Origin of the sequence: Shewanella sp., from assembly GCF_041630135.1 — a bacterium.
In the GTDB taxonomy this organism is placed as follows: Bacteria; Pseudomonadota; Gammaproteobacteria; order Enterobacterales; family Shewanellaceae; genus Shewanella.
Genome location: NZ_JBFKLW010000060.1, coordinates 1 through 26,216, shown reverse-complemented (window position 1 = coordinate 26,216; position 26,216 = coordinate 1). Strand labels below are relative to the sequence as shown.

Below are 26,216 nucleotides of genomic sequence, written 5' to 3'. Positions count from 1 at the left end.
TTGGGTGATAACGAGCTGCGAGTACTGATGCTCGCCATCCTGGCGCAGCCTGGCACTGTGGTGCTTGTGCTGGCTCATGCGGATAAAGGCGTGTACCAGGCTGGCCATACCGGCTGCGGCAAAGCTGTGGCCAAAACGCTGGCTGGCGCTGGGAGCCTGCAGGGCATGGCCACCACGCACGCTGGGGCTGTGCTCAAACAGGGCGCTGTTGTCCTGGTCGCAGGCATTGGCGCTGATAAATTCCGGCGCCGCGAGGCAGCCGTAACCGGCATCCTTGTTTGCAGTGGCTGCCTGCCTTGTCAGCACCAGGGCACCGGCACCTTCACCGGGGGAAAGCCCCATGGCCTTAAGCGCGTCCTGATGGTGCAGCACTTTCTCGGCAGAGCCCGACAGGTCGACAGCCGCAACAACGATGGCATCGAGCGGCTCGCCCTGATGGCTGTCCGAGGCACTGAGCAGGTTGTGTGCCACGTCTATGGCGCGGGCGACCGACAGTTCTCCCGCCGAAATGGTAAAGGCGGGGCCGCTGAAGTCCCACAGGCTTGCAATCCGTGACGCCATGATGTTGCCAATATAACTGGTGTACTGATTCAGGCTGGCTGCCGGCAGCACTGCATCCATGGCAAGCTTTTCAAGTGCCTGATATTCGTCATGGCTAAGCTCGATACCCGCCGCCTTGAGGCTGGCGGCAAGCTGACTGTGCAGATTAACCCTGCCGCGGAACTGATGCAGCTCAAGCTCGGTTTCCATGGCCACCAGCACCGCCACATTGCTGCCCGGAGCAAGCCCGGCATCCTGTATTGCTTCATCGGCCATCTTCATCAGCAAAAGTTGCTGCGCCACCAGTCTGTCGCCCGGGTGTGGCGGCAGTTTAAAGCGCAGGAAATCCAGCTCGAAGCGGTCGATATATCCGCCCTGTGAAGGCTTGTCAGTGAGGGCTTCCAGCCCCTTCCAGCGGCTCTTGCCTGCCGATTGTGGTAAGGGACGCAGCGCGGTTTTATCTTCGGCTATCAGCGAGTCAATCGTTTTAAGGCTATCAGCCGCGCCAAAGTGAGCCGCCATGCCCACCACCTCAAATGGTGCCGCTGGACTCAGGGGTGCGGCCGGTTTTTTGAGCAGTGATGCTGCACCTTGCCCTGACTCGAGCACCAGATGGGCGTTACAGCCGCCAAAGCCGAATACCGACAGACCCGCAAGCGGTGCGGCATTGCCCGGCTTTTGTGGCCAGTCGAGCGGCGTTTGCGGGATTTGCGCTGTGCCAAACAGGCCGTTTGGCGATGATATGGGGTTGTTGAGGCGCACACTGGGCGGCAACAGTTTATGTTTCATCGCCAGCATTAACTTGATAATGCCGGGCATACCTGCAGCGGTAAGCAAGTGGGTGAGGTTTGACTTTACCGAGCCTATCAGGGGCGTGCTTTCGCCATTAAGCTTTGATTCAAAAAAGGTTTCCAGTGAAGTCAGCTCGACCTTGTCGCCAAGTGGGGTGCCGGTGGCGTGGCATTCAATGACTTCTACGGCCGCAGGGCTTACGCCGCTGTCGTTATAGGCGCGCTCGAAGGCTTTCACCTGCCCCTTGCTGGATGGGCTGAGCACAAACTGGCCGCGGCCATCGTTGGAAAGCCCCACACCGCGGATAATGCCGTGAATGGTATCGCCATCGGCAATGGCATCATCGAGGCGTTTTAAGGCCAGTATGCCTGCGCCCTCACCGGCATAGAGGCCGCCGGTGTTTTTGTCCAGTGGTGCCGAGAAGCCTGATTCAGGGAACGCGTGGAAAATTGAAAAGCCCATGCTGATAAAGAAGGGATCGGCGCCGCTTACGGCACCGGCCAGCATCAGGTCGGCCTTGCCGGTGGCGAGGTAATCGCAGGCGAGCTTGATGGCATAAACTGAGCTGGCGCAGGCTGCATCCAGGCTCAGTTGCGGCCCTTCGAGACCCAGTGCCCCGGCAATCAGCGCCGATGCATCGGCAGCGGTTTCCTGAAACCAGGGGGCCTGTTCGCACGCTTGATCAAACCGGCTTGTTCCATCGAACGCAAGCAAGGTCGGGAATCCGGGCAGTCGTGCTTTCAGCGCCGTCTCGACCTGCTGATGATAAAGCGGGATAAAGGCGCGGTTGGATGCACGGGTCGGAAACGACAAGGTGCCCATAATGATGCCGGTGCGTTTGCTGTCCAGCTTGACGCTGCCAGCAACGCTGCGGGCGGCATCCAGCGCCCACAGTTGATGCTCGTCTATCCGGCTGGCCAGCGCAGCCATTTCGGCGGCGGGTTTGGCAAAGCCTTCGGGGCTGAAATTGAATTCGCCGACATAGCCCCCCGCAGAGCAGTAGAAGCGATCGCTCTGCCCCTGTTTGCCAAGGTAGGCGGTTACCGGGGCGCCCAGCTTGTCATCGTTCAGGCTTGAGTGTGCATCGCGGCCGGCTTTTATCAGCTCCCAAAATGCATCGGTGTTGTCGGCGCCGGGAAAACGGCCTGCCATGGCCACCACGGCAATGGGGCTGGCGTTGGCAACTGGCTTAGCCTGTTGGCTGTTGTTATTTGGTTTATGGCTCAAGGTGTTGTCTCTTGGGCGGTAGGCTGCGCTGGCATATTCACAGGGCGCAGACGTGATAAGTTCATCGGAATACCATGGGCTATCAGGCGGGCAAGCAGCTTTTGCAGTGCCTTTCCCTGATGGCCGTCGGATGGCTGGGCGCTGAGGCGCAGCAATTTGTGGTCGCCTATCGCCTGCACTATGGCGCTGGCTTCCCGGCCGGCACCCACTTCGGCAAAAATGCGGCCGCCGGCCTTGTAGGCACGCACCAGCAACTCATCGAATTTCAGTTCATTGGTAAAGGTGGCGGCGATGGCGTCGGCTATGGCGACTGAGTTGCATTCGAGTGTCTGTGTACCGGCACTGAACATGACGGGCAAAGCCGATACCTCAGTGGTTGGCCGTTGGTAAAAGTCGCGAAGCTTTGATTCAATGTGTTTGGCTGCCGGCGTGTGCATGGCGGTAACAAGCTTGGTATCGAGCCCACGCTTTGAGAGCGTTTTCGCCAGCTTTTTCAGTTCAGCTTCATCACCGGCAAGCACTGTGCTTGGCCCCTGGGAAATGGCTATAGCGACTTTGGGATAATCAGTAAGATGAGGGCGGATTTCGGCGGCGGGCAGCCGTAACACCAGGCTTTTCCAGTTTACCCGGGCGTCTTTTCTCAGTTGCCATTGCTGCCGGACGGCATTCAGCTGGCCTGATATGTCCTCGTTGAACAGCGGGCTGCTTAAGGTTTCGGCCACCATGGCGAAGGGATTTTGCCAAAGTCCCTGAGCCGCCACCATGGCGGCTTCACCCATGGAGTAGCCAAGTACCATGGCGGGTTTGATGGCGAGTTCCTGTTCCAGAATATGGCTCATGAGGACGCTGGCGCCCACACCGGCCACGGCCAATTCGGCAAGGCTTGGCTTTTCGTCCAGCACCATTGGCAACAGCACCCCATCCAGACCACTGAGCCCGTGGCTGCGGCAGTCTTCATCGAGGCTGTCAAATGCTGCTGGAAAACGCAGATGCATCGAAGCCAGCATCTGGCTGCTGGCAGTGCCCACTCCGGGATAGACAAAGGCCAGTCCATCCGGGCCTGCCGGGCTGGGAGTATAGACGCTGCCTGCGGGAGTGGAGAGTTCAATATCATCGCGCTGGCTCTCGGCGAGTCGCCATGAGAGGGCGGCAGCTTCGGCTGCCAGCGCCCCGGCATCGGTGCCAACCAGAACCAACGCCCTGCATCCCGGTGTCATGGCATTTATGGCTTCGTCCACCAATAGGGCGAGGGCGGTGTCGGATTTAACCTTGGCCAGTTCTGCCTGAATTTGATTGAGGCTGCGTTGCACTGATGACCAGTCATTGCCCGGCAGTGCCAGAGGCAGCAACCAGGGCAAATCAGCCCCGTTCAGCCCAAGCTCTGTACGGGCGGAGCCCTGGGTCAGCACCAGGGTTTGTTTGCCAACCAGTGCCAGCACCCGGGCCTGATAACGTGGATGGCTCCAATAGCCGCCATACACAGGGTGGGTGCGTCCGGCCAGCAGGCGGGCATGGGCTATCACGGCTTCAAGGCTTGGAGCCTCGAACAGAATTTCAGCCTCGGCTGGGGCTCGTCCGGCCTGGGTCAGTGCCTGATGAATGGCATTTTGCCCCACACCCAGCCCCTGCAGCAGTGCCAACGGATGCAGCCGTGCCCTGGCGGCATCCAATGCCGGCATCAGCACCAGATCATGGTCTCCAAGCGCAACCACCTGAGTGGCTGCCGCCGCGGTTACCGCTTCCCAATCAGGCTCTGCTTCAGTGAACCTCAGGTATTCCTTCCCCTTGGTGCCAAGCTGACACAGTGCCAGACGCAGAGATTTTGGAGGTGACTCTTGTTCCATACTCATCCTTGCTGCAATTATCCCTTGGCCGGACTTTCGGTCTGGTCCTGAGGCTGGTTATCCGCTTTGCCGAAGGCTTTATCCAGTGATTTGCTGATGGTGACTTTAGCGTCTTCCATGGCACTGGCGAGGTTGCCGCTTGCATCATAAAGCGCCACATCGGCTCTGAGCTGGCGGCTTGAGTGCTCTTTCACCCACAGGCGGATATGTCCGCATTCCGCTGGCCTGAGCTGCCGCAACTGGGTCAGTCGCCCGAGGCTTGCGGGCAGGCTGGCTGCATCGTATTTGAGGCGAGCCCACACCAGCAGCGCCTGCAGCAGCGCATCCTGCTGTGCCAGTGGCGTGTGGGTATCAGAGGTTTTCCCTGTCGCATCCGGCAGTGAATATCCGCAGCAAAGACCCGTGTCATCAAAGGTAAAAACGTCAGTAATCACCTGTAATGAGGGGCCATGGAATAAGCTTTTGTCCTGATAAAGGCTCTCACCGCTGACAAGGGGCGCACCCAGACTGTGGCTGTCGCGGGCCGGGGCTGCGTGGGTAATCTCAGGCAGCAATCTGGCCTGATACTGAGGCCTGCCATCACACTCGATAAGGGCATCGAGGCCGCTATCATTCGCCATCAGGCGCAAGCTGAGATGCTTGATGTCTGTGTCGAACACCACGCCTTTGAGCAGGCGATAATCCGCTATCTGCCATGGGCCACCGAAATGGGTTGTTGCACAGGCTTGTATCCACTCGAGGGCACAGACGGTTGGCCACACGCCGTTGCCGCCAAGCTGGTGATCATTGAGGATCGGCAGCGATTGACGGTTCAGGGTACAGCCCAAAGTTAATCCGTTGTGCCCATCAGGCTTTTTTGCCGTAATGGCCTGGTCCTGATTGCCCTGCATACTGGAGCCAACCAGGATCTGGCTTGCGTTACGGTTCAGCACTGCTTCAGCAAAGAGGTTGGCGCCGAGATCCCGCGGAATGACATAAACACCGCGCTCGAGGAACATCTTCTTCAGGCCTTCGTTGACCATGCCGCCATCCCATGGCCCCCAGTCAAATGACACCACCCGGCAGTCGCCGCTGCGGGCCAATTGCCAGGCAGCCTTGTTAAGTACTTCATTGGCCATGGCATAGTCGCTTTGCCCCTTGTTGCCGTAAAAGCCGGCAGCAGAAGAAAACAGCGCGACCAGGCGCAGATTGGTCAGTTCATTCAATATTGCGTTAAGACCGCCAGCCTTGGTGCCAAATACCCGGTTCAATTCGTCCAGGTTTTTATCCTGAATGAGTTTGTCTGCCAGTACACCGGCACCGTGAATAAGGCCGGTGATGGGGGTAATGGCCTGAATAGGTGCAAGGGTAGCCGCAACCGCATCGGCACTGGAGACATCCAGGCTGAGGTATTCGGCGCTGGCTCCCACGGCCTCGAAGCGGGCAATGGCCGATTGAATTTCAATGGCGCTGGCAAGCGGCGCTATCATGGCTTCCACTTCTTTGGGAACCGGACGTTGACCACTGCTGAGCAGCGCCTGAATGGCCGCTTGTTTAAGCCCGGCTGCTTCCAGCCCGACGGCCCACGCAGGGAAGTCGGCAAGGGCAACAAGCTTACTGCGTCCGGCCAGAATAAAGTGAGCCCCTGTGCGTTTGGCCAGTGCCAGCGCGCAGTCGAGTGTTACCCCTTTGGCGCCACCGGTCACCAGAATTTTATCTGCACTGTTTATGCCGGTTTTGGGTTTTATTTCAGCCAATTCGGTTGAAATGGCAGCGAATCGCCCTTCAGTGCCTACACCCCATTCAAGCTCCGGGTCGGCCCCATAAAGGGCGTCGATGATTGCCTCGGCAAGGGCAGCAGCATCCAGCTCGGGTGCAATATCCAGTGCGCGGCAATGGGCCTTTGGCCACTCGTGGGCAAGGGTTTTGGTCAGGCCGAACAGCGCGGCCTGATTCAGTTCGCAGTGCTTATCACCCAGTCCAAGTTTGCCATCCATGCGAGCGGCTGTGATAAAGGCGCGGCGCTTATCATGGACGGCACTGAAGCTGCCTGCCAGATGCTTGGCAAACAGGAAGGCGAGTGACACAGCAGCGAAGGCTGTGTCGCTGCATCTTGGGTGATGTGCGTCGGCTTCATGGCTGGGCTTGTCATGGGGCTGCAGGTGGATAAAAGCCGACACTTCGCCAATGCGCTGAACCAGTGCGGCGACTGCGTCATCTGTGTCATCACTCAGTGTATGGGCGTCAATACTGGCATCCAGTACCGATTGGGTGACCAGCGCTTTGGCACGCACCACAGTGACGTCAAGCCCTTTGGCGCTCAGTCTGCCAGCTAGCACACCCGCATTGTGACCGTCATCGAGAATAATCACCCGACCATTGGCGGCAAACAGGCTTTCAGCCGCATCGGCTTCAAACCTATTTGCCGCGTGCAGCTTTTTTAGGCTGACCCCCGTGTGTGGTGCCAGTTCAGGATGATGCTGCGGCTGTGTATCTGTAACCTCGCCGGAAAATGTCGGCGGCAGGGAAAAGGCTTCAACAATTTGTCCCAGGGTGCGGCATTCTGCCAGGGTTGCAGCATCCACTTCACCCAGACCAGGCAGGGTTTCCTGCACTGTGCCTAAAATTTCCACCCGCTTGATGGAGTCGATTCCCAGATCGGCTTCCATGTCCATGGCAAGGTCAAGCATTTCAACCGGATAGCCGGTTTTGTCGGCAACGGTTAACAGCATGGCATCCAATATCTGTTGTGGGCTGGGGGCTTGGGTAGCCTCCGGCGCGCTGGCAGGCACTGACGATGAGGTTTCAGCGGGTTGCTGCGACTCTGTTATCGCTGGCGTTTGTTCGCCGGCGAGTGTGTCAGAAGCGGATGGCACCATTGATTCAACATCAACATCGGCGTTAGCTCCACTGTGCACAGGATCCGGTTGGGATTCGGCCATTGATGCCGATGCGCCATAGCAGCCGATGATATCGGCCAGGGTGCGGCACTCTGCCAGTACTGCTGCGTCCAGCTCGGGCAGGTTTGGCAGGGCGTCCTGAACTGTGCCCAGGATTTCCACCCGCTTGATGGAGTCGATACCCAGATCGGCCTCCATATCCATGCCAGGCTCCAGCATCTCGGCGGGGTAGCCGGTCTTATCAGCTACCACTGTGAGCAGGGTTTGGCTTATCTGGTCTGCGTCCGCTGCAATTGTGTCCTTTGTCACTGTGCCCGTTGTAGCTATGCCCGTTGTAACTGCAGCTTGTGCTGTGGCTTGTGCCGTTGGGGCGGTGGCTTGCTCGTTGTCCGGCTGGCGCTGCGCTGCAGGCAGACTGGCGCTCATCAGGTTCACTATGTCGGCGAGGGTACGGCATTCGGCCATGGCGGCGGCGTCCAGCTCAGGCAGGCTTGGCAGGGCGTCCTGCACTGTGCCTAAAATTTCCACCCGCTTAATGGAGTCGATACCTAAATCGGCTTCCATATCCATGGACAAGTCCAGCATCTCGGCAGGGTAGCCGGTTTTGTCGGCTACCACGGCCAGCATGGTGTGAGTGATGTGAGCTGCATCGGCGGTTTGTATTGTTGGCGCTGCCGCTGTGGCCATGGTGGTGGCTGGCAGGCTGCCGCTCATCAGATTGACTATGTCAGCCAGAGTGCGGCACTCGGCCATGGCGGCGGCATCCAGCTCAGGCAGGTTTGGCAGGGCGTCCTGCACTGTGCCCAGGATTTCCACCCGCTTGATGGAGTCGATACCGAGGTCGGCTTCCATGTCCATGGATAAATCCAGCATCTCGGTCGGGTAGCCGGTCTTGTCGGCTACCACGGTGAGCATGGTGTGGGTGATTTGGTCAGCATTGGCGCCAGTTTGTGCAGCGGGTGCCAAAGGCTGGGTTTGAGGCTGAATCTGAACACTGGCGGCAACGGGCAGACTGTTGTTCATCAGTGTGACTATATCGGCCAGGGTGCGGCACTCGGCCATGGCGGCAGCATCCAGCTCTGGCAGGTTTGGCAGGGCGTCCTGCACCGTGCCCAATATTTCAACCCGTTTGATGGAGTCGATACCCAAATCGGCTTCCATATCCATGGACAAATCGAGCATTTCAGTGGGGTAGCCGGTTTTATCGGCCACGACCTGCAGCATCACCTGTTCTACCTGATGCGCACTGGAGGGCGTTGCTGGCGATGTGGCAGCTGCGGCCGCCGGCGTAACTGGCAACGGGTTTGCGGGCGCGGCCACTGGTGTTGGCGTCATCACAGGTGTCGGAGTCATCACAGGTGCCGGGGCATTCACAGCTGTGCTGGCAGCAACGGCTGGGGCAGCAACCACAGGAGCTGGCGTCACAGCCTGAGTCAGGGGCTGCGCCGAATGCAGGTTTGCCGGGCTTAGACCGGCCACAGAGCGCAGCATCTGCTCGCTGCTCGCCGCCTGGGCGCGCATAAACTCGGTGTGAATACGTAAGGTTTCTGCCTGATGCTGGTGGAACAGCTCAAGCGCCCGCTCAGTGGCGGCTGGCACACTTTGACCGGCTGCCGCCAGCTCAAGTTGCTTTTGCATCAGCGCCTGTACTCCTTCACCGTATTGGGTGGGGATGGCTAAAAACTGCTGATGCAGGGCGGCCAGTTGTTGCTGGGCGGCAAAAAGGGCGTCCAGACCGCCCTGGGGCACCTGGCCAACAGGGGCTTGAGCTACTGGGATCTGAACTCCGGCCTGGGGTGCGGGCGCTGTGACGTATTGAGTTTTTTCCACGATTTTCTCTACGGTTTCAATTTGCTTACTGACTTTGCCTTGCTTGAGGGCGTCGGCCATGCGCTCGGCGGTAGCCGGGCTTAAGTAGTTGCTGGCGCCGAGCTTGATGGTCAGCGCCGACTTGGTTGTCGGTTTGGGGGATAAAAGCCGGCGATAGGGATCAGGATTGCTGATGGCAAATCCTGCCAATGCCAGCTCCAGTGCTGCCAGTTTCAGTTTGCTGTCGGCACGGTGGCTGCCAGCGGAGCGGGCTGATTGGGCATCAAGGGACAGGATAAGACATTCTTTGCTGCGTTCGCCAAGAATAGCTTCCACCAGTCGGCTCAGGGTATGTTTGGGACCAAACTCCACAAATACCCGCACGCCGTCGCGGTACAGGCTCTCGATTTGCGACTCGAACTGAACCTGTTCAAGCATTTGCGCCTTGAGGCTTTGCTTGAGGCTGTTGCCATCCGGCTGCCGCTTGTCGCCGGATGCGTTGGCGTAGAGGGTGGCCTTGGCATCGCTGAAGCTTTCTTTCTCGATGGCGGCAGCGAACGGTGCATGGGCATGGCCGACCAGCGGCGTATGGAAGGCGCCGGACACCGGCAGTTCGATGGCACGAATGCCGTCGGCAGCAAGCTGGGTCACCACGGCTTTTATTGCCTCTGAAGGCCCTGCCAGCACCAGTTGGGTCGGGCTGTTGTGGTTGGCTATCAGCACCGACTCATGCTGTTTGAGCAGCGCATCGAGGCCGTTGCGGTGCTGGGGCGAGGGCAAGATGACCGCCGCCATGGCGCCGGCATCTTTTCCTTCGGGGATGGATGCCATGGCATCACCGCGCTCAAAGGCGAGGCGGTAATAGGCGTCTTTATCAATAACCCCTGCGGCGCGAAGTGCTGAGAGTTCGCCAAAACTGTGGCCTGCCACCGCATCGAAGCGAAAACCGGCGGCTGTTAATATTTCAAACTGACCCAGGCTCACTGCACCTATTGCACTCTGGGCAAAGCGGGTGTTGGTGAGTGCGGCTTCATCGGCTTTGCGCCCATCGCTGTTGAATCTGGGAATAGGGAACACAGTTGCTGACAGCTCGCCAAAACCGTGGCGACCTGCATAGCCGCGGCGGGCAAATTCGCTGTCGGCGGCACTGAATTCGGCGCGCATCTCGGGGTAGAGCATGGCCAGTTCGCCGCCCATGTTGAGGTATTGGCTGCCCTGTCCGGCAAAGAGGGCTGCGACCTTGATGTCCCCGTCTTTGTCCATGGCGGAGGCTCTGAAACTCATATCCAGACTGCGCCAGTTGCTTTGGCCGCTTGTGAGTTTGCTTATGGCTTCATCCAGGCTGTCTTTAAGCTCCTGACTATTGCCGGCAAGCAGCCCAAGTCGTGGCCAATGCTTCTCTGTGACATCGCCTTTAAGGGTATAGGGAGCCACCAGCGACTCGAACCCTTCGCTGCTGCTATTGAGCTCAAGGGTTAAGGATTTAAGCTCGCCGAGCAGGGCCTCTATACTGGGGGCAGAAAACAGCAGGGGCACGGGTGCGGTGCGCAGACGATAGGGCGTGCGGCCATGGTCGCGCTGGTATTCCTCCATCACCAGATGGAAGTTGGTGCCACCAAAACCAAAGGAGCTGACCGCGGCGCGGCGCGGCGTGCCATCGGGGCGCGGCATCCAGGGGCGAGGCTCGGTGGACAGATAAAAGGGTGACTCTTCAATCGCCATTTTCGGGTTGGGTTTTGCCACGTTGATGGTGGGCGGCAACACCTTGTGATGCAGCGCCAGCGCGGCCTTGATAAGCCCGGCGGTACCTGCGGTGGACTTGGTGTGACCCACCTGGGATTTGACTGAGCCAAGGGCAATATGCTGACGCTCGCTGTTGCCCTCTGACATCACCATGTTGAGGCCACCAAACTCGGCCACATCGCCTGCGGCTGTGCCTGTGCCGTGGGCTTCCATCAAACCTAAGGTGTGAGCTGGGAAACCGGCATCATCGTAGGCGCGGCGCAGCGCCTTGGCCTGACCTTCGGGGCGCGGGGCGTAAATGCTTTTGAATTTGCCGTCGCTGGAGGCGCCAACACCCTTAATAACGGCGTAAATTTTGTCGCCGTCGCGCTCGGCATCTTCCAGCCGTTTAAGGGCTATCATGCCTATGCCTTCGCCAATCATCATGCCCTTGGAGTCGGCATCGAAGGGCTTGATTTGCTCATCCACGGTGAAGGCCGGCGTCTTGGAGAAGCTCATGTACATGTAGGCCGAGTTATCAGTACAGGCACCGCCGGTGAGCATCATATCGGCGCGGCCTTCGGTCAGCTCGGTCAGTGCCATACGCACTGCTGCAAGGGAGCCTGCGCAAGCCGCATCCACCACGCAGTTCATGCCACCCAAATCGAAGCGGTTGGCAATGCGCCCGGCAATTACGTTACCAAGACTTCCCGGGAAGGAGTTTTCTTCCCAGTGAATATATTGGCTTTGGAACTTTTTAATCAGCATCTCGCTGTCGGCGTCACTGATACCGCTCTCACGGAAGACCTTTTTCAGCACCGGATATTGCAGGCGGGCATTGAGGCTCTGGCTGATTTTCTGGCCGCCGCCAATGCCGAGGGTGATGCCTATTTTGTCGCGGTCGTGGCCTGAGCCTTCATTTATACCGGCATCTTCCAGTACTTCTTTGGCCACCACCAAGGAGAGCAGCTGAGCGCTGTCGGTAAGCTCAAGAATATTGGGTGGCAGGCCAAATTCCATCGGATTGAAATCCACTTCAGGAATAAAGCCGCCCCGTTTGCAGTAGCTCTTGTCGGCGACTTTTTTGTCGCTGTTGAAATAGTCGTCCACCTGCCAGCGGTCGGAGGGCACCTCGGTGATGGCATCGATTTTATCGACAATCAGATCCCAGAATTCGTTCAGATAGCGGCTGCTCGCAAACAGGCTCGCCATGCCGACGATGGCGATGGGGGTGTCCTTGAGACGCTTGTTAAGGCGCAGATCCTTGGCGTCGTGAGTCTGGGACTCGCTCATGGGGCAACTCCTGTGGGCGCCGGCTCGGCCGACGGCTTTTTGCGGTTTTTGGCGGCCTTCGCATCGGGAAAGCGCGTCAAAAAGGTTTGATAGTTACGGGCGAGGATTTTCCTCAGCCTAAATGGTCCATGGTGCAGCACATGGGTGATGTAACGGTCGGCCGCCTGAATGTCGGCGTCGTTATTGTCATCGGGGTAAATGTCCACGTACACCCAGTCGTGGGCAGGGGCCATGCCAATCAATACTGAGAAGGAGCCTTCTTCTTCCAGCGGTACGTGCATGGCTTCAATCTGCACCACGGTTTGCTCATCTTCTGCGGGCAGCTTAAGGGTTTGCGCCAGCGTGTGACTGTTCAGGGCGTAATGCTCGGTGCCGGCATCGCGACAAATCGGCAGGCTGGCGAAATGTTTTTCCGGCAATGATTCGTTGGGGGTGATATCCCCGAGACGCGAAACGCCGTGGCGTTTCAGGCAGCGGGCGAGCCCTGAGCGGGACACATGGGGATTGATATGCAGCTGGGTCACTTCCAGCAGCTTATCGAGGGTTAGCTTTAGCTGATAGCGCAGCCCCACCACCACATATTCCTGCACCGGGGTGAGGGTGGTATTGAGATGATGGGGCAGGTTGGAACTGTCAGCGACGGTGGCGCGGTTTTTCCATTTTCTTACCGTGGCAGGGGTGATATTGAGCAAGCGCGCAAGCTCGGCCACCGGTAGCGGCGACTCCTGGATAAAACGGCGCATCTCCACCGTGGTGGTGGCATTGCGATGGCGAACGCCCTTGGCGCTGCCCTTGGCTTTGTCCGCATTCATGCGGCCAGACTTTCCATATAACTGTAACCTGTACTATTGCGGCAAGCTGTTCCCTGTTGGCACCAAATGTTGTTAACGATGGCAGATACAAACAGGCGGAACCAGCAGCCTGAGGCAGCAGTGTCAGGGGATTTGTCCTGCGGCCTTTTTGTGGGCATTGAGTTCTGTGGTGAAGCAGGTTACATGAGCTTGAGTGAAGATACAATCAGGCGGGACTGCTTATACGGCATCTCATACCAGTTTCAAATCTTTTCCGCATGCAGGTGAAACATGATGTTAATCACCTTCTGCTGCTTTTGTGAGGTCTATACTGGCTTCATTGCCGGATAAAATGTGACACAAGGAGGCCATTATGGCTGAGTATCAGACCGCGAGGATCCGCAATTTTGCTCTGCTTGGGCATACAGGTGCGGGTAAATCTTCGCTACTGGAGGCACTGCTCTTTGGTGCCAAGGCGATAAGTCAACCGGGCAGGGTAGATAAGGGCACAAATCATGCTGATTTCACTGCCCAGGAAAAAGCCCACCAACACAGTCTTGAACCATCCTTCCTCAATTTCGATTTCGACGCTCACCACATCAATTTAATAGATACCCCCGGATTACCTGATTTTTTTGGCCGTGCTTTATTGCCTTTACCTGCGGTGGAGTCGGTGCTGCTGGTCGTTAACGCGGCCACGGGGATTGAACCTGTAACAGCCCGTGCATTTGAGGCCGCAAGGGCTCAGGGCAAGGTTGTATGTGTTTGTATTAACCATATTGATGGCCATCTCGATAAGTTGCCCGGGCTGATTGAAGAGCTGCAAACTACCTTTGGGCCTCGTTGTCTGCCGGTGAATCTGCCCTCAGCCGATGGCAATGATGTGGTGGATTGCTACCTGCACTGTGAAGAGAACCGCCCAACCCTGTTTTCTTCGGCCGCCTCTGCCCGTGATGAGCTGGTCGATACGGTTCTGGAAGAGGACGAAGAATTGATGACCCTGTATCTGGAACAGGGTGAAATGCTGAGTGCCGAACAGTTACATGAGCCGCTGGAAACCGCGTTGCGGATGGGTCATCTGGTGCCGGTCTGTTTTACCAGTGCGGAACAGGCGGTGGGTATAGCTTCGTTGCTTGAGATCATGGTTAAGCTGATGCCCAATCCGCTGGAAGCCAATGCACCTCAGTTTATGAAAGGCTTTGGTGATGATGCCGTGCCGGTGGATGTGACTCAAAAAGCCGATGACCATGTGTTGGCACAGGTATTCCGGGTGGGCATAGACCCCTATTTTGGTCGCGTTGCGGTGCTGCGGCTGTATCAGGGTACTATGCAAAGCGGTATGCGACTTTTTATTGGTGCCGATCGCAAGCAGGTAAAAGTGGCTCATTTACTCAAGCTTCAGGGGGCAGAAACCAGTGAAGTGGGCAGTGCAGTGCCCGGTGATATTTGTGCCCTGTGCAAGATTGATGAGCTGGAAGTAGGCTCTGTGCTCCATGACAGCCACGATGAAGATGAATTTCATTTACCTGAGCTTAAACTGCCGCAGCCTATTTTTGGGTTGGCGGTATCGCCTAAACGCCGCGGCGATGAGCAAAAAATTGCAGAGGTACTTGCCAAACTGATTGCTGAGGATCCAAGCCTTGCGGTATCGCAGAATGAGGCAGAGGGTCAAACTGTGCTGAGCGGTCTTGGGGATTTGCACCTGCAAATTGCGCTGGAAAAGGCCCAGAGTGTGTTCAAGGTTGATATGGACACCTGTAAGCCGGCAGTGGCTTATCGTGAAACCGTATGTAAGGCCGCCACAGCCCGTTACCGGCACAAGAAGCAGTCTGGCGGTGCCGGGCAATTTGGTGAGGTTGAGCTGACAGTCGAGCCTTTGCCGCGGGGCAGAGGGTTTGAGTTTGTATCCAAAGTGGTGGGGGGCTCAGTACCTACCCAGTTTATTCCAGCGGTGGAAAAAGGGGTACGCGAAGCGCTCAAGGTCGGTCGCCTTGGTGGTTATCCGGTGGAAGATGTGCGGGTTACCCTGCTTGATGGCAAGCACCATAGTGTGGACTCTAAGGAAATTGCCTTTGTTATGGCGGGTAAAAAAGCATTCTTCGACGCCTTCCTGCAGGCAAATCCGGTGATCCTCGAACCTATGGTAGCCATGGATATTCTGGTGAGCGCTGAGGATGTGGGGGATATTACCGGTGACCTGAGCTCCAGCCGTGCCATGGTTTGTGGCACCGAGGCCCGCCGTGACGGCAAGGTGCGGGTGAAGGCTGAAGCACCACTGGCCACGGTGGACAACTATGCCACCCGCCTTAAGTCAATGACGTCCGGCGAAGGTGAGTTCACCCTCAGTTTTGCCCGTTATGAAATAGTGCCTCCGGCGGTGCAGCAAAGCCTGCTTCGCACCATTGAGGAGAAAGAAGACTAATTTGCTGATTTTCCCTTCCCAAACCTTTGCGGCGTATATGGTTAAACCCTGGCGCCGCTTTTTTGTGTCCCTGAGGCTTGTTTGTGTCGGCCATCTATTGGGATTTCTGGCAAAGCTTGCCACAATGAGCGCACATTTTTCACGAGGTTTTATGGTAACGCCCGATGCCTGTTCCCTCCCCAGTTACCCTGCAGCTCACCTTGGTGGACTTGCCGCCGCTTGCAGATGATAACCCAGAGCGCAAAGCGGACTTCGCGCCCATGCTTCAATGGCTCAGTGCCGATGAGGTGGCGAGAATTGAGCGAACCCGCATGCCCGGATTGGCTGTGCGCCAGTCTATCGTCAGGCTTTGTCTACGGGCAGAGTTGGGTATTCGCTGTGGCGTCTCGCCTCAGTCGTTGCGGTTTGATTATGGACCCAAGGGTAAGCCGGCGCTTTTCAACCAGGCGTTAAACTTTAATCTCAGCCACAGTGGCGATCGGCTGCTGATAGCTTCTACGCCTGACAATCCTTTGTTATTGGGTGTTGATATAGAGCGCCGGCGTGAGAAAACGGATATTGATGCCATTTATCGCCATTATTTTTCCCTACCCGAGCAGCAGTATCTTGAGGGGCTGCAAGGTGATTCCAAACGCGACGCCTTTTTCGACTTATGGGCTTTGAAGGAGTCCTTTATCAAGGCCACAGGCAACGGGCTTGCCGAGGGACTAAAAAGCTTTGGCTATGATTTGGCCTCGGCCGGCACAACTGATGCTGACGGGCTGAGGGGGATGCGAACAGGGCTTGAAGTACTGCGCTTTGGCGCTCCAAGCGATGAGGCAGTGGGCGCAGTGGGCGCAGTGGGCGCAGTGGGAGCTGATGGGTGCTGGCAGTCGGCAATAGGTCAGTTGGACGGGCCTTACAGACTGGCCTATACCATCGCAACGCCGGTGCCCCGTAACTGCCAAATCAGTTTGACCCGGCTCCGGTGGCAGGCATTGCTGCAACAGGGCCGCGAACAGGCTTCGGCTAAATAATGCTTCCCGGCTCAGGAAAGACAAACATGACCAGGGTGCTGCAGCCATCACAGTTTGACCTTATTGTAGTGGGTTCAGGTCCGGGAGGCGCCGCAGTTGCCCGAGGGGCTGCTGAGCGTGGTCTTAAGGTTTGCCTGCTTGAGTGGGGTGGCGGCAAGCCTTTAAAGGGCAAGTTATTGCAAATGGCCGCTATGGCGGCAGTGCCGGGAAAGGGCGCTTTTTTTCACTCAGACGGTTCGTTGCTGCTAAGAGCTATCACACTGGGCGGAAGTTCAGCCATTAACTTTGCGACCCTGATGGATCCCCCTGACTGGTTTAAAGACTATGATATTGATTTAAAGCCTCATTTAGCCAGAGTGCGGCAGTTGCTCCCGGCGAACATTCTGCCAGATAACCTGATTGGTCCATTGGCCGGCACCATTGCTTCGGGTGCCAGAAGTCTGGGCTTGCCCTGGCAGAAACTAGAAAAGCTTATCCGTCCTGAATTGTGCCGCAGTGATTGTCATCGCTGTGGTTACGGATGCCCATTCGGCGCAAAATGGAGTGCAAGGGATTTTGCTGAAGAAGCCGGTAACAGGGGCGCGGAGCTCTACACAGATGCCAGGGTCACCGCTTTGATCCATCAACAGGGACGGGTGCTGGGTGTTGAATGTTTACTGAGCGGTGAAAAGGTGCGAATGATGGCACCCACAGTGGTGTTGGCTGCAGGGGGTATAGGCTCGGTACAGCTATTGCGACAGGCGGGGTTTGACAATGCCGGCCGACATTACTTTGTTGACCCGGTAATTGCAGTGATGGGGAGCTTGCCTGAAAAACTTGCCAATGCGCAAGGTGCAACCGGACGGGAAGTGCCCATGACACAGGGCATGTATTTGCATGATGATGGGATTTCGTTGGCTGATTTGGCCTTGCCAAAGCCCTTGTTTCAAGCGTTTTGTGGCCAGAAAGGGCGACTCGACAAATTGGGCGCCCACGCCAGAACCCTGAGCATTATGGTGAAAATTCGCGATGATTTGGGTGGTCGCATTGGTAAACATTGGCTTGATAAATCATTGACTGAAAGCGATAAGTCTAAATTCATTAGTGGGGTTAAGCTCGCAGCAGACATATTGATGGCGGCGGGAGCCGAGGATGTCTTCAAAACTCATCATTTTGCGGCACATCCGGGGGGCGGTGCAGCCATAGGTGAACTGGTGGATACTGAGCTGGAAACCCGGATTAAGGGGTTGTATGTGTGTGACGCATCAGTTATTCCCAGGCCTTGGGGGTTACCCCCAAGCCTGACACTGATGAGTCTGGGAGAGAGGCTTTCGGCCAGATTGGCGCAAAGGGACTGAGTTGCCCGCTTAGCAGCACAAAAAAACGCAGCAGAGCTGCGTTTTTTTGTGGCCATCTTATTGGCGTGCCAGGCGATGATTCTCCGGCAAATGCTCAAAATCACTGCGGAACGGGTTGATGTCCAGGCCGCCGCGACGGGTATAGCGGGCAAAAACCGTTAATTTGGTGCAACCACAGTAATGTTTCAGATCTGTAAAAATACGCTCAACACATTGTTCGTGAAACTCGTTATGTTGGCGGAAGGAAATTAAATAGCGCAGAAGCTTTTCCCGGTCGATTTTTGCGCCCTGATAACGGATCATCACGCTGCCCCAGTCGGGTTGGGAAGTAATAAGGCAGTTGGACTTGAGCAGGTTCGAATTCAGGGTTTCGGCAACCATCTGCTTGCTGTCGGTACTGTCTTTGAGGTAATCGGGGTTAAATTCGTAGTCTTCGACTTCGATATCCAAATCATCAATACAGGTACCTGGCAACTCAACAATACGCTCAAGGCCGAATTGCTTGGGCTCGATAACCTTAACTTTTACCTGGCCTTTGGCGCAGGCGGCCAAATCTTTTTCCAGTGTTTCGGCAACCAGTTCCAGTGTTTCGAAGCGAGTCTGGTTGAAGCTGTTGAGATACAGCTTGAATGATTTGGACTCAATCAGGTTTTCACTGTTTACATCCAGTTGCAGTTCAAGCAGTGCCACCATGGGCTTGCCTTTGGCATTAAGCCAGGACAATTCATAGCCGGTCCACAGATCTGTGCCGTGGAAGGGTAACTCACCGGTTAACGCGATGGCATCCCGGTTGAGTTTACGGGGAACCCCTTGCAGCAGCGAAGGTGCGTACTGGGCCTGATATTCGGTAGCCTGACCCAGAGTCAGCCCCGCAAGCTCCACAGCTCCGCTATAGGGATCGTGATTTCGTGTCATCAAACATCTTTCCGTGTCAAAATAGGCGCTCAGTATAACCTAATTTGGATGGTTCATAAGTGTCTTGTCTGGCCGCACTGGCAAAATTTCAACATTCCTATGTCCAGGCTTTTATGGACAGGCTGGGGGAATTACCCCGATGTTATGCGCACCAGCGCCCATCGCCTTGTTTGATCGAGGCTGAGCACGAGCACAGTGATGAGGCCGTTCCCTGGCAATGTGTAAGCCGTGAGCTTGCCGCTGATTTTGACAATGTTGCCCATGCCATGTCGTTTTCGCTGCATCCGGATATAAATGATTTTTATGGTCATGGCTTTGCCGGGCCATTGCAGTTTGACTCTCCATGGGGTGAAGGCGAACTGATCCAGCCCTGGAATGATGAAGACTTTGTATTGTTACAGCAAAACATTCTTGGCCATCTGATGATGAAAAAACAACTGAAACAGCCACAGACCTGGTTTATTGGTCTGATTGGTGATCAGGAAGAGATGTTGACGGTAAACAATGATGACGGCAGCGTCTGGCGAGAGGTGGCTGGTAATGAGCCTCATGAACGTTTGGCAGATAGTTTGGCAGACTTTATTGCAGCCCTGAATCCCAGAGTGGCACCACCGCAACGATTTGAAGAGCAAGACCCCATGGTCACTGACCATCCGGGTATAGTCACCAGCCTGAAACGCATGTGGCATAATTTGTTCGGTCGCTGAGGTGTTTTACCGGAAGAAAAAGGCGCTTATGGCGCCTTTTTTTGTGCTTATTGATAGTCCCAGGACAGGTTAGAGACAATCCGGCAGGGTTCACAGCGAAAATGAAACATATCCAGCAAGGGTTCATCGAGTCGCCACTCATGGCTGCCACAGCGCGGGCAAGAGCGATCACGCTCATTGGCAAGACTGGTGCCGCCGACACGGTAGAGGTAGTAATACGTGGGGATCTTGGTGAGATATTCGATGCGGCCACGCAGATCCCAGCCACGACGGAATAAATCACTGCCGGTGGTGGATATTTCTTCCAGAGCAGCAAACTCAGCCTTGGTACCAGATGCCATTTGAAGTTCATCACAGGCCTGCCATTCGGTTTGCCATCGAATAAGCTGCTTGTGATCGCCATTGAAGGTTGCCGGTAAGCGGTACAAAGGGACGGGGAGCAGATTGTCACCACTGCGTACCGGAGAGCACATGTGCACATAGCTGGTATACAGCAGTTGCCAGCTGGATTCACCTTCGAAACTCTCGTTGGCATTGATGTCCTGCCCCTGCAGTTTTTCACGTGGTGGCAGCAACTTGGCAGCAGTGAGTGCTTTCAATGCAGCCTTAGCCCAGGGGCTGTTGTGGCGATTGGCGAGACTATCTGTTGCAGGCAGCATCAGCCGGACACGAAACTCTCCATCGTGAAAACTGACTGCAAACTCACGGCCGAGGATCTGGCCATTGGCCCGCCACGCTTCCAGCAAATGATTGATAGCCGTTTGTGCTGCAGTAAGGGTGGTATCGGCAAAGCACTCGAAACGGAGTTCGGTAACAAACATCAGTTTTGGCTCCCTTCGAGTCGCTGCAATCGCTCACTGAGGGAGTGGCATAACTGTTCCAGTTGATTCACTTTGAGTTTTAGCAGTTCCAGCTCGTCGGTTGGTTCAGTAGCTGTTGGTGCTACCGCTGCCGGGGGCTGCAGTCTTGCTTTTTCTTCTGCAGACAGATTTTTAAATAGCTGCAGACCTTTAACTATGGCCGGCAGAGGCATGGGGCGTGGCAGATTTGCCTTGATTAACGCTGTGCTGGGTTCCTGACCCTTTTCCTCCAGCATGCGAGCCACTATCAACACCTGCTCAATTTGACTCATAGTTGGTGAATTTCCTCAGTTGCCTCTGGCGAGATTTAATAAAATATTTATTTTTCAATTGCTTACAAATTGGTCTGGTTTTTGCTGTTCTTCGGCCTTTACAGCGGTGAGTTTATCACAGCCGCAACAATAAGGAGAAAGGAATGAAATTGGTTTATTTGGGTGGACTTTTGGCAGCAACCCTGATGCTCGGAGGTTGTGTGGTTAACGTAAAGGATGGCAATAACTATCAGGATTGGCAGCAAACCGAGCTGCAAAATCGTGAGCACTTGTCCCGTTTGTCATTGGGAATGCCCAAGGCAGATGCTTTGGCGCTGATGGGACGTGCTGATTTCCATGAAGCCTGGAGTGATAACGGCAAGGAAGTACAGGTGTTTTACTTCCGCACTAACCGTATCCACGGCGATGGTACAACCACCAAAGAAGAATGTACCCCTGTTGTATTCCACAATGATCTGTTGGTGGGATGGGGCGCAACTGCGCTTGCCAAGGGGTAATTATTTTCTGAGTTGAGTATCAAGGTGGTCGACAAGCTCTGACCAATTGCTGTCGGCCTCCAATGCTTCTTTGAGAAATGCAGCCTGTGCTGCATTCCAGAAACTGGCTTGCCAGATGGTTTGCCCGGCAGAAAGCCGATGAGACGATATAAACCGCTGAATGGTTTGCTCGTTGCTATCCAGCCCCAGCTGCTCAAATAAATGACTCAAATCTACTGGTGTGGTGTCCATATATTAATCCCTATTCTTTCTGCCCATCTGCCCATCTGCCCATCTGCCCATCTGCCCATCTGCCCATCTGCCCATCTGCCCATCTGCCCATCTGCCTATCTGCCCATTTGCCTGACTCCGCCCAATCGTGCCAGCTTGGCCTCGGTGCCAGTGATATCTTTAATCATTGATTGACCAGTGGCAAAAGGCAACCATGACTAATAATTGCACTTTTCGTACGGTTTGTTACTTTGATTAAAGTTTGATCTGGATCAAAGGATAACCACCATGGAAAACCAGACGCAGGAATCCTTTAAGGCTATTTACCTGACGGCAGAAGATCTGCGGATTGCAGCATCTATCCTCTACAACGCCTATCATGATGACCCATTTTTTATGCAGGCTCTTGGACATGAAGATAAGGCCTCTTATGAGCAAAAGTTGCGTGCTGCCATACGTGAAGAGCTCAACGAACTTTGGCAGCAGGAGCAAACGCTGGTGGGGTGGTTTGACGAAGAGCGCTTGGTAGGGGTTGCCTGCGTGGTTAAGCAGCAGGTGGGGCTGGGGGAAGCCAAAAATTGGCACTGGCGGCTAAAAATGTTGCTGGGTACAGGTTGGCAATCGACCCAGATGATGTTGCAAAAAGAAGCGAGCATCATTGAACACCTACCCGGAAAATCCTGCGGTATTTTGCAGTTCATTGCCATGACACCCTCAGAGCAAGGTAAAGGACATGGAGGGCAGTTGCTCAGTGCAGTGCAATCCTGGTGTGATGATCAACCTGAACTCGATGGAGTTGGCGTATTTGTGGCACAGGATTCGCACCAGCATTTATTCATCAGTCAGGGCTTTGAAAGCCTGGGCCCTTTGAATTTGGGTAAAGTGAGCGGTTTTTTGCTGTTTTATCGCAGGCAAGATTATGCATGAGCGCTTTAAGTCATTTTCTGAGTTTTATCCTTACTATTTGAGTGAGCACTCAGATCCACGCTGCCGGGCATTGCATTATCTGGGTTCCAGTCTGGTCATCGGGATGCTGGTATATATTGTGTTCAGTGGTTATTGGGGCTTGTGGTGGATACTGCCACTTCTTGGTTATGGTTTTGCCTGGATTGGCCACTTTGTTTTTGAGAAGAATCGTCCGGCCACATTCAGCTATCCTCTGTATAGCTTTATGGGCGATTGGCTGATGTGGTGGCAGTTCATCACCGCGCAACGGCGATAGCATTTTACCGTTTGCCATTTGTCCTACAGTGCGTGTGAGACATATCTCACACGCACTGTAGGACAAGGTGAAAAAATAAGGTGTAGCCTCTGTGTCTTAAAAATGAAAACTATAAATAAATCAAACTCATTTCGAGAGTTTCCCCCTCAGCATATCTTACGTTTACAAACTGAAATATTCTGTAATACCTCTGAAGTCGGTCTTGTTTGATACACTGTGTTTGCAGTCAAGGGAAGGGCGGCACATAGGACACGGACAGTCAGGTTTTTCAGGTGCCAGTGAAGGCGCCCTCTCCGGCAGGATGTTCGGGGGATCAAGGTTGATGGGACAAGGCAAGAAGCCTTTGTCAGGAAGACATCAGGGAAGGCGCGGGACAGGTTCAGGATGAATATCTACCGGTAACGGATTTATCGGTGCATGGAGTCAGTTACGCTGGGATCAGCTTGCAGGATGCAATTCAGGAGAGTGCTCAGGGAAGCAGCAGGTTCGGTGCAATGGATTGGCCGGTCAAAGGATTGAGTACCTAAGTACAGGGACAAGATACTGGAAGTAAGGATATCCAGGACGCATACAGACGCATGGATGGTGCAGGGAGCAAAAATTAGCTGGATGGCTAACGATGTAAAAATGGGGCGCGCCTAAGTAGACGCGCCCTTTTTATTTTCTTGGCACCGAGGTCCTCAGCTTCGTTTTCATCTCAGTTTGGAGTGCTGCTGGAAGGGGTTGTTGCCAAGAGTCAGTCAGAGAACCAGTAGTCACTGAAAGCTAAAAGGTTTGAACCACCTAGAGCCTTTTGGCTTATGGTTGCAAGTCGCATTCACAGCGGTTATTGGCGAAACTTGGTGTCCATACCCAAGACGTAACAGGATGACCTGCCAGCTTTGCTACATGCTGTGTGAGACATTTCTCACATCTTGTGTAAGACATGAGGTTTTGCTTTCGTTCTATATCTCGCCGGCTCTTTGGTAATTCCAGTATTTACAACGTGTTAATGCTGTTCTTTTTGTGATGCCTTTCCATGAGTGTAAAGTCGGTATGATTATTGTCCTGCAGTAAATAGCTGCTTACCGTAAAATTTGAATTGTCGAGGGACAGACAATAGCAATGGATGCTTGGTCAGGTTGACGACAGGACACCTCCATGGACGGGGGAAATGGTACAGGAAGTATCAATCACGGATGACAAACACAGGATGTGCCGACAGGGTGTCGGAGTTGCGGCAAAGGAAGCCAGAACTCTCCAGGATGGAAAGTTTAAGTGCCCCGGAGGGCGCAAAACACGGATTGTTGAGTATGGATACTTTTCACGGATGAATCAGGACACGCTCACGGATGAAGCAGGCTCGGTCAAGGGATAATCGAGTGAGAGGGAAAGTACGCAAGTACAGGGACAAGCAAGGGAAAGGCAAGGACGAAGCAGGACGCGATTCATACGCATGGATGGTGCAGGGAGCACAATAATAGCTGGATGGCTTAACAGAGAAACAGATGGGTGCGGTTCGAAAGGGCCGCACCCTTTCTTATTTTTTATGGCATCTGAATAGTTCTGCAACGATGTGGTCGGATTGTGATACTGCGCTGGGTTAGTTTTAAAGCGTAGGTTGGGCTGGAGCCTTACTCACAAAACGGACCTGAGTCCGCTTTGTGTGATGTATTTATCGACAGTTGCCTGAATTGCAACTGCTGCGGGAGCCGCAGCCGCCTCCTAATGAGCCTCTTGTCGTAGGCGCTTCAAGCCACTCGGGCTCGGGAAAAATTGGCCATTCAATTTTTTGAATTTTCTTTCCCAACATCTGGATATGGCCACGGTATTGGTTGATGCCGTCGGTGGAGAATTCAAAAAGGTAGGTAGCTTTCCAGCCAATCCCGGTACTGGAACCCAAGGTCGGACGAGCACTCAGTTGCGCGACTGCCAACAATTGTACTTTCTGACGATTACACTCTTTTTCAGAAAATAGTCTGGCGATTTCAGCCATTTGTCTTAACTGCCAAAAAAATGCAGCCACCAGAAACACACTGAGAAGTAAAAGCAAATCTGTCATCATGATTTGGTCGCCTTGAACAGTCCACCTATAGCCCGAGACAGGGCTTCACTGCGATTGGGATCCCTTATCGCCATCAGCAAAGCTGTGCGCAGTGCCGGGATAGCCACAATATCAGCAAACATTTGATTGAAAAAGTCCTGTGGCCAAACTGCGAGAGCTTCAAGGAAGGTTTTGCGGCAAGCGTCATCCCTCAGTGCTAACCAGTTACGGCCTGCAATACACACCAGAATTTCTTCTGTCAGTAACTGCTTATTCGCCAGTAATGTAATTGCTTCAACAGAAGCTTCAGAGCGGCTGCCAAGGGCACGCAGGAAAAATATTTGCCGTGCGTCTTTGTGGTTAGCCAGTCCATCGAGCAGTACCCTGGTGACTGAGTTGGGTACCATCACATGTTCAAGGCATTGGCAAAGTGCAATCTGTACTTCAGTTGGCGCTTCTTGAAGTGCACGACCAACCATTTTTTCGTGGTCGAGAGTATCCAGGCGCACACAAATGTCTGCCAATCCCTGAAAGCCTACATTAGGCCACTGCTCTGGTGGCAGTTGGCCACTTAAATACTGTGCTGCAAATTCATATTGACTGGACGCTGCACGTCCCAAATGGCGGCGTACAAGGGCGTTGAATACTGCCAGTTTTTCCTGAGTAGGCTTGAAGCTGAAGGGATGATTGGCCATCTTCTGCTGCTCTTCTTCACTCAGAGTACGGGTTAAATCCTGTCCCAGCGCATCAAGAATCATCTGGATAAACTGACTGCGTGGGGCCGGACTCAGCAGGCCGCGTTCATCCAAAGGCAAGCTGATAAACCAGACAAAATATTGCTCACTGGCATCCCAAAAAACCAGTGCCATTTTTGCATGGCCTTGTATTGGGTATGGATAGGGTGCCTGCAGAGCCTCAATTTGGGCAAAGGCCATGGCATCAATGTGCTGAACCCTGCGGCCAAGATCGTAAACCTGAAACTGGGTTTTGGCGGTAGAGAGAAATTGACTGATGCTGGTAATTTCTGCCATGAGACTGCGGCCCTTGCTGTTTATGCTGCCCATGAAAGGGGCTGTGAATTCACAAAGCCGCCATTATAGGGTTAAGCGCCGCAAGATGGTACAATTGACGTTTTTATCGTGGTTGGTTAGTTATGCCCTATACCTCATTATTCAATTTGCTGGGTGAGCTGGAAATGGCTCTGAAGAAGGCCGGATTATGGCAGGTTATGGCGCCTCCACCTGCTGCTCTTAAAAGTTCAGCGCCTTTTTGTTGTGACACCTTAAGTTTTAATGCCTGGCTGCAGTTTATTTTTTTGCCACGATTCACTGCGCTGCTAAAAAGTGGCGAGCCATTGCCGGCAATGGCTCTTGCACCCATGGCTGAGCATGTTTGGGGTCAGCAACCTGAGTTTGCTGAGTTGGTTTCTGTGATTACCCAATTGGATGATGCCGTTAATGCAGCATGATGTGCCCCCCGGCAGCGCCGAGCTTGCCTTTGCCGACACCCCGCCTGAGATTGAAATCCTGTATGAAGATGAGTCGTTGGTTGCCATTCATAAACCGGCGGGTCTCCTGGTGCACCGGACTTACCTTGCCCGTCGGGAGCACTGGTTTGCCATGCAACTTACACGGGATAAGGTAGGTTGCCATGTGTTTCCGGTGCACCGCCTGGACCGTCCCACCTCTGGAGTCTTACTGTTTGGCAAATCCAGTGAGGTGGCTAACCACCTTTGTGGCCAGTTTGCCAGTCACAGTATCCGTAAGCATTATCTCGCGTTGGTGCGTGGCAATATGCATGAAGCCGGGGTGCTTGATTATCCACTTAAAGAGGAATTG

At 54.6% G+C, this 26,216-nt stretch carries 19 protein-coding genes; 9 read left to right on the top strand and 10 right to left on the bottom strand.

Annotation, left to right across the window (positions count from 1 at the left end; all coding sequences use genetic code 11):
• The 4 genes from ABYK60_RS14800 to ABYK60_RS14785 all read right to left on the bottom strand — a co-directional run.
• The coding region (locus tag ABYK60_RS14800; RefSeq protein ID WP_372872792.1) for a beta-ketoacyl synthase N-terminal-like domain-containing protein at positions 1–2,559 on the bottom strand (2,559 nt) is incomplete at its 3' end.
• The gene (locus tag ABYK60_RS14795; protein ID WP_372872791.1) at positions 2,556–4,403 is read right to left on the bottom strand and encodes a PfaB family protein; all 1,848 of its coding nucleotides are present in this window, start codon (positions 4,401–4,403) and stop codon (positions 2,556–2,558) included. The genes ABYK60_RS14795 and ABYK60_RS14800, both read right to left, overlap by 4 nt.
• Before the next feature lie 17 nt (positions 4,404–4,420).
• On the bottom strand, positions 4,421–12,106 hold the full coding sequence (locus ABYK60_RS14790) for a beta-ketoacyl synthase N-terminal-like domain-containing protein (protein ID WP_372872790.1): 7,686 nt from the start codon (positions 12,104–12,106) through the stop codon (positions 4,421–4,423).
• Positions 12,103–12,918, bottom strand: a complete 816-nt coding sequence (locus tag ABYK60_RS14785) for a transcriptional regulator (RefSeq protein ID WP_372872789.1) — start codon at positions 12,916–12,918, stop codon at positions 12,103–12,105. Before ABYK60_RS14785 ends, ABYK60_RS14790 begins: the two co-directional genes overlap by 4 nt.
• A 352-nt stretch (positions 12,919–13,270) precedes the next feature.
• Here ABYK60_RS14785 and fusA point away from each other — a divergent pair, with 352 nt between their 5' ends.
• The 3 genes from fusA to ABYK60_RS14770 all read left to right on the top strand — a co-directional run bounded on the left by fusA (position 13,271) and on the right by ABYK60_RS14770 (position 17,672).
• On the top strand, positions 13,271–15,319 hold the full coding sequence (gene fusA / locus ABYK60_RS14780; protein WP_372872788.1) for an elongation factor G: 2,049 nt from the start codon (positions 13,271–13,273) through the stop codon (positions 15,317–15,319).
• Between the two features lie 164 nt (positions 15,320–15,483).
• Entirely contained in the window at positions 15,484–16,335 is an 852-nt protein-coding gene (locus ABYK60_RS14775; RefSeq protein ID WP_372872787.1) for a 4'-phosphopantetheinyl transferase superfamily protein, read from the top strand.
• A 26-nt stretch (positions 16,336–16,361) separates the two neighbouring features.
• Positions 16,362–17,672, top strand: a complete 1,311-nt coding sequence (locus ABYK60_RS14770; RefSeq protein ID WP_372872786.1) for a GMC family oxidoreductase N-terminal domain-containing protein — start codon at positions 16,362–16,364, stop codon at positions 17,670–17,672.
• A gap of 57 nt (positions 17,673–17,729) precedes the next feature.
• Here ABYK60_RS14770 and queF read toward each other — a convergent pair whose 3' ends face one another.
• Complete coding sequence (gene queF / locus ABYK60_RS14765; RefSeq protein ID WP_372872793.1) at positions 17,730–18,587, bottom strand: NADPH-dependent 7-cyano-7-deazaguanine reductase QueF; 858 nt, start codon at positions 18,585–18,587, stop codon at positions 17,730–17,732.
• Between the two features lie 59 nt (positions 18,588–18,646).
• On the opposite strand from queF, the gene syd reads away from it, so the two are divergent.
• Positions 18,647–19,294, top strand: coding sequence for a SecY-interacting protein (syd, locus tag ABYK60_RS14760; protein WP_372872785.1), 648 nt, complete (start codon positions 18,647–18,649; stop codon positions 19,292–19,294).
• Between the two features lie 47 nt (positions 19,295–19,341).
• Here syd and ABYK60_RS14755 read toward each other — a convergent pair whose 3' ends face one another.
• Complete coding sequence (locus tag ABYK60_RS14755; protein WP_372872784.1) at positions 19,342–20,115, bottom strand: Zn-ribbon-containing protein; 774 nt, start codon at positions 20,113–20,115, stop codon at positions 19,342–19,344.
• A complete protein-coding gene (locus ABYK60_RS14750; RefSeq protein ID WP_372872783.1) occupies positions 20,115–20,426 on the bottom strand; it encodes a hypothetical protein in 312 nt (103 codons plus the stop codon). Before ABYK60_RS14750 ends, ABYK60_RS14755 begins: the two co-directional genes overlap by 1 nt.
• A gap of 143 nt (positions 20,427–20,569) precedes the next feature.
• Here ABYK60_RS14750 and ABYK60_RS14745 point away from each other — a divergent pair, with 143 nt between their 5' ends.
• Complete coding sequence (locus tag ABYK60_RS14745) at positions 20,570–20,923, top strand: DUF3192 domain-containing protein (protein WP_372872782.1); 354 nt, start codon at positions 20,570–20,572, stop codon at positions 20,921–20,923.
• Here ABYK60_RS14745 and ABYK60_RS14740 read toward each other — a convergent pair whose 3' ends face one another.
• The gene (locus ABYK60_RS14740) at positions 20,924–21,154 is read right to left on the bottom strand and encodes a DUF2789 domain-containing protein (RefSeq protein ID WP_372872781.1); all 231 of its coding nucleotides are present in this window, start codon (positions 21,152–21,154) and stop codon (positions 20,924–20,926) included.
• 267 nt (positions 21,155–21,421) lie between these two features.
• Here ABYK60_RS14740 and ABYK60_RS14735 point away from each other — a divergent pair, with 267 nt between their 5' ends.
• Complete coding sequence (locus ABYK60_RS14735; RefSeq protein WP_372872780.1) at positions 21,422–22,060, top strand: GNAT family N-acetyltransferase; 639 nt, start codon at positions 21,422–21,424, stop codon at positions 22,058–22,060.
• On the top strand, positions 22,053–22,355 hold the full coding sequence (locus ABYK60_RS14730; protein WP_372872779.1) for an Mpo1-like protein: 303 nt from the start codon (positions 22,053–22,055) through the stop codon (positions 22,353–22,355). Before ABYK60_RS14735 ends, ABYK60_RS14730 begins: the two co-directional genes overlap by 8 nt.
• A 1,654-nt stretch (positions 22,356–24,009) precedes the next feature.
• Here the strand turns inward: ABYK60_RS14730 and ABYK60_RS14725 are convergent.
• The gene (locus tag ABYK60_RS14725; RefSeq protein WP_372872778.1) at positions 24,010–24,399 is read right to left on the bottom strand and encodes a DUF3301 domain-containing protein; all 390 of its coding nucleotides are present in this window, start codon (positions 24,397–24,399) and stop codon (positions 24,010–24,012) included.
• The gene (locus ABYK60_RS14720; protein ID WP_372872777.1) at positions 24,396–25,409 is read right to left on the bottom strand and encodes a DUF3549 family protein; all 1,014 of its coding nucleotides are present in this window, start codon (positions 25,407–25,409) and stop codon (positions 24,396–24,398) included. The genes ABYK60_RS14725 and ABYK60_RS14720 overlap by 4 nt, the downstream gene beginning before the upstream one ends.
• Positions 25,410–25,531: 122 nt before the next feature.
• Between ABYK60_RS14720 and ABYK60_RS14715 the strand changes: the two genes are divergently transcribed.
• On the top strand, positions 25,532–25,846 hold the full coding sequence (locus tag ABYK60_RS14715) for a YqcC family protein (RefSeq protein WP_372872776.1): 315 nt from the start codon (positions 25,532–25,534) through the stop codon (positions 25,844–25,846).
• Positions 25,836–26,216 (top strand): pseudouridine synthase (locus tag ABYK60_RS14710; RefSeq protein WP_372872775.1); only part of this gene is annotated, 381 nt, incomplete at its 3' end. The genes ABYK60_RS14715 and ABYK60_RS14710, both read left to right, overlap by 11 nt.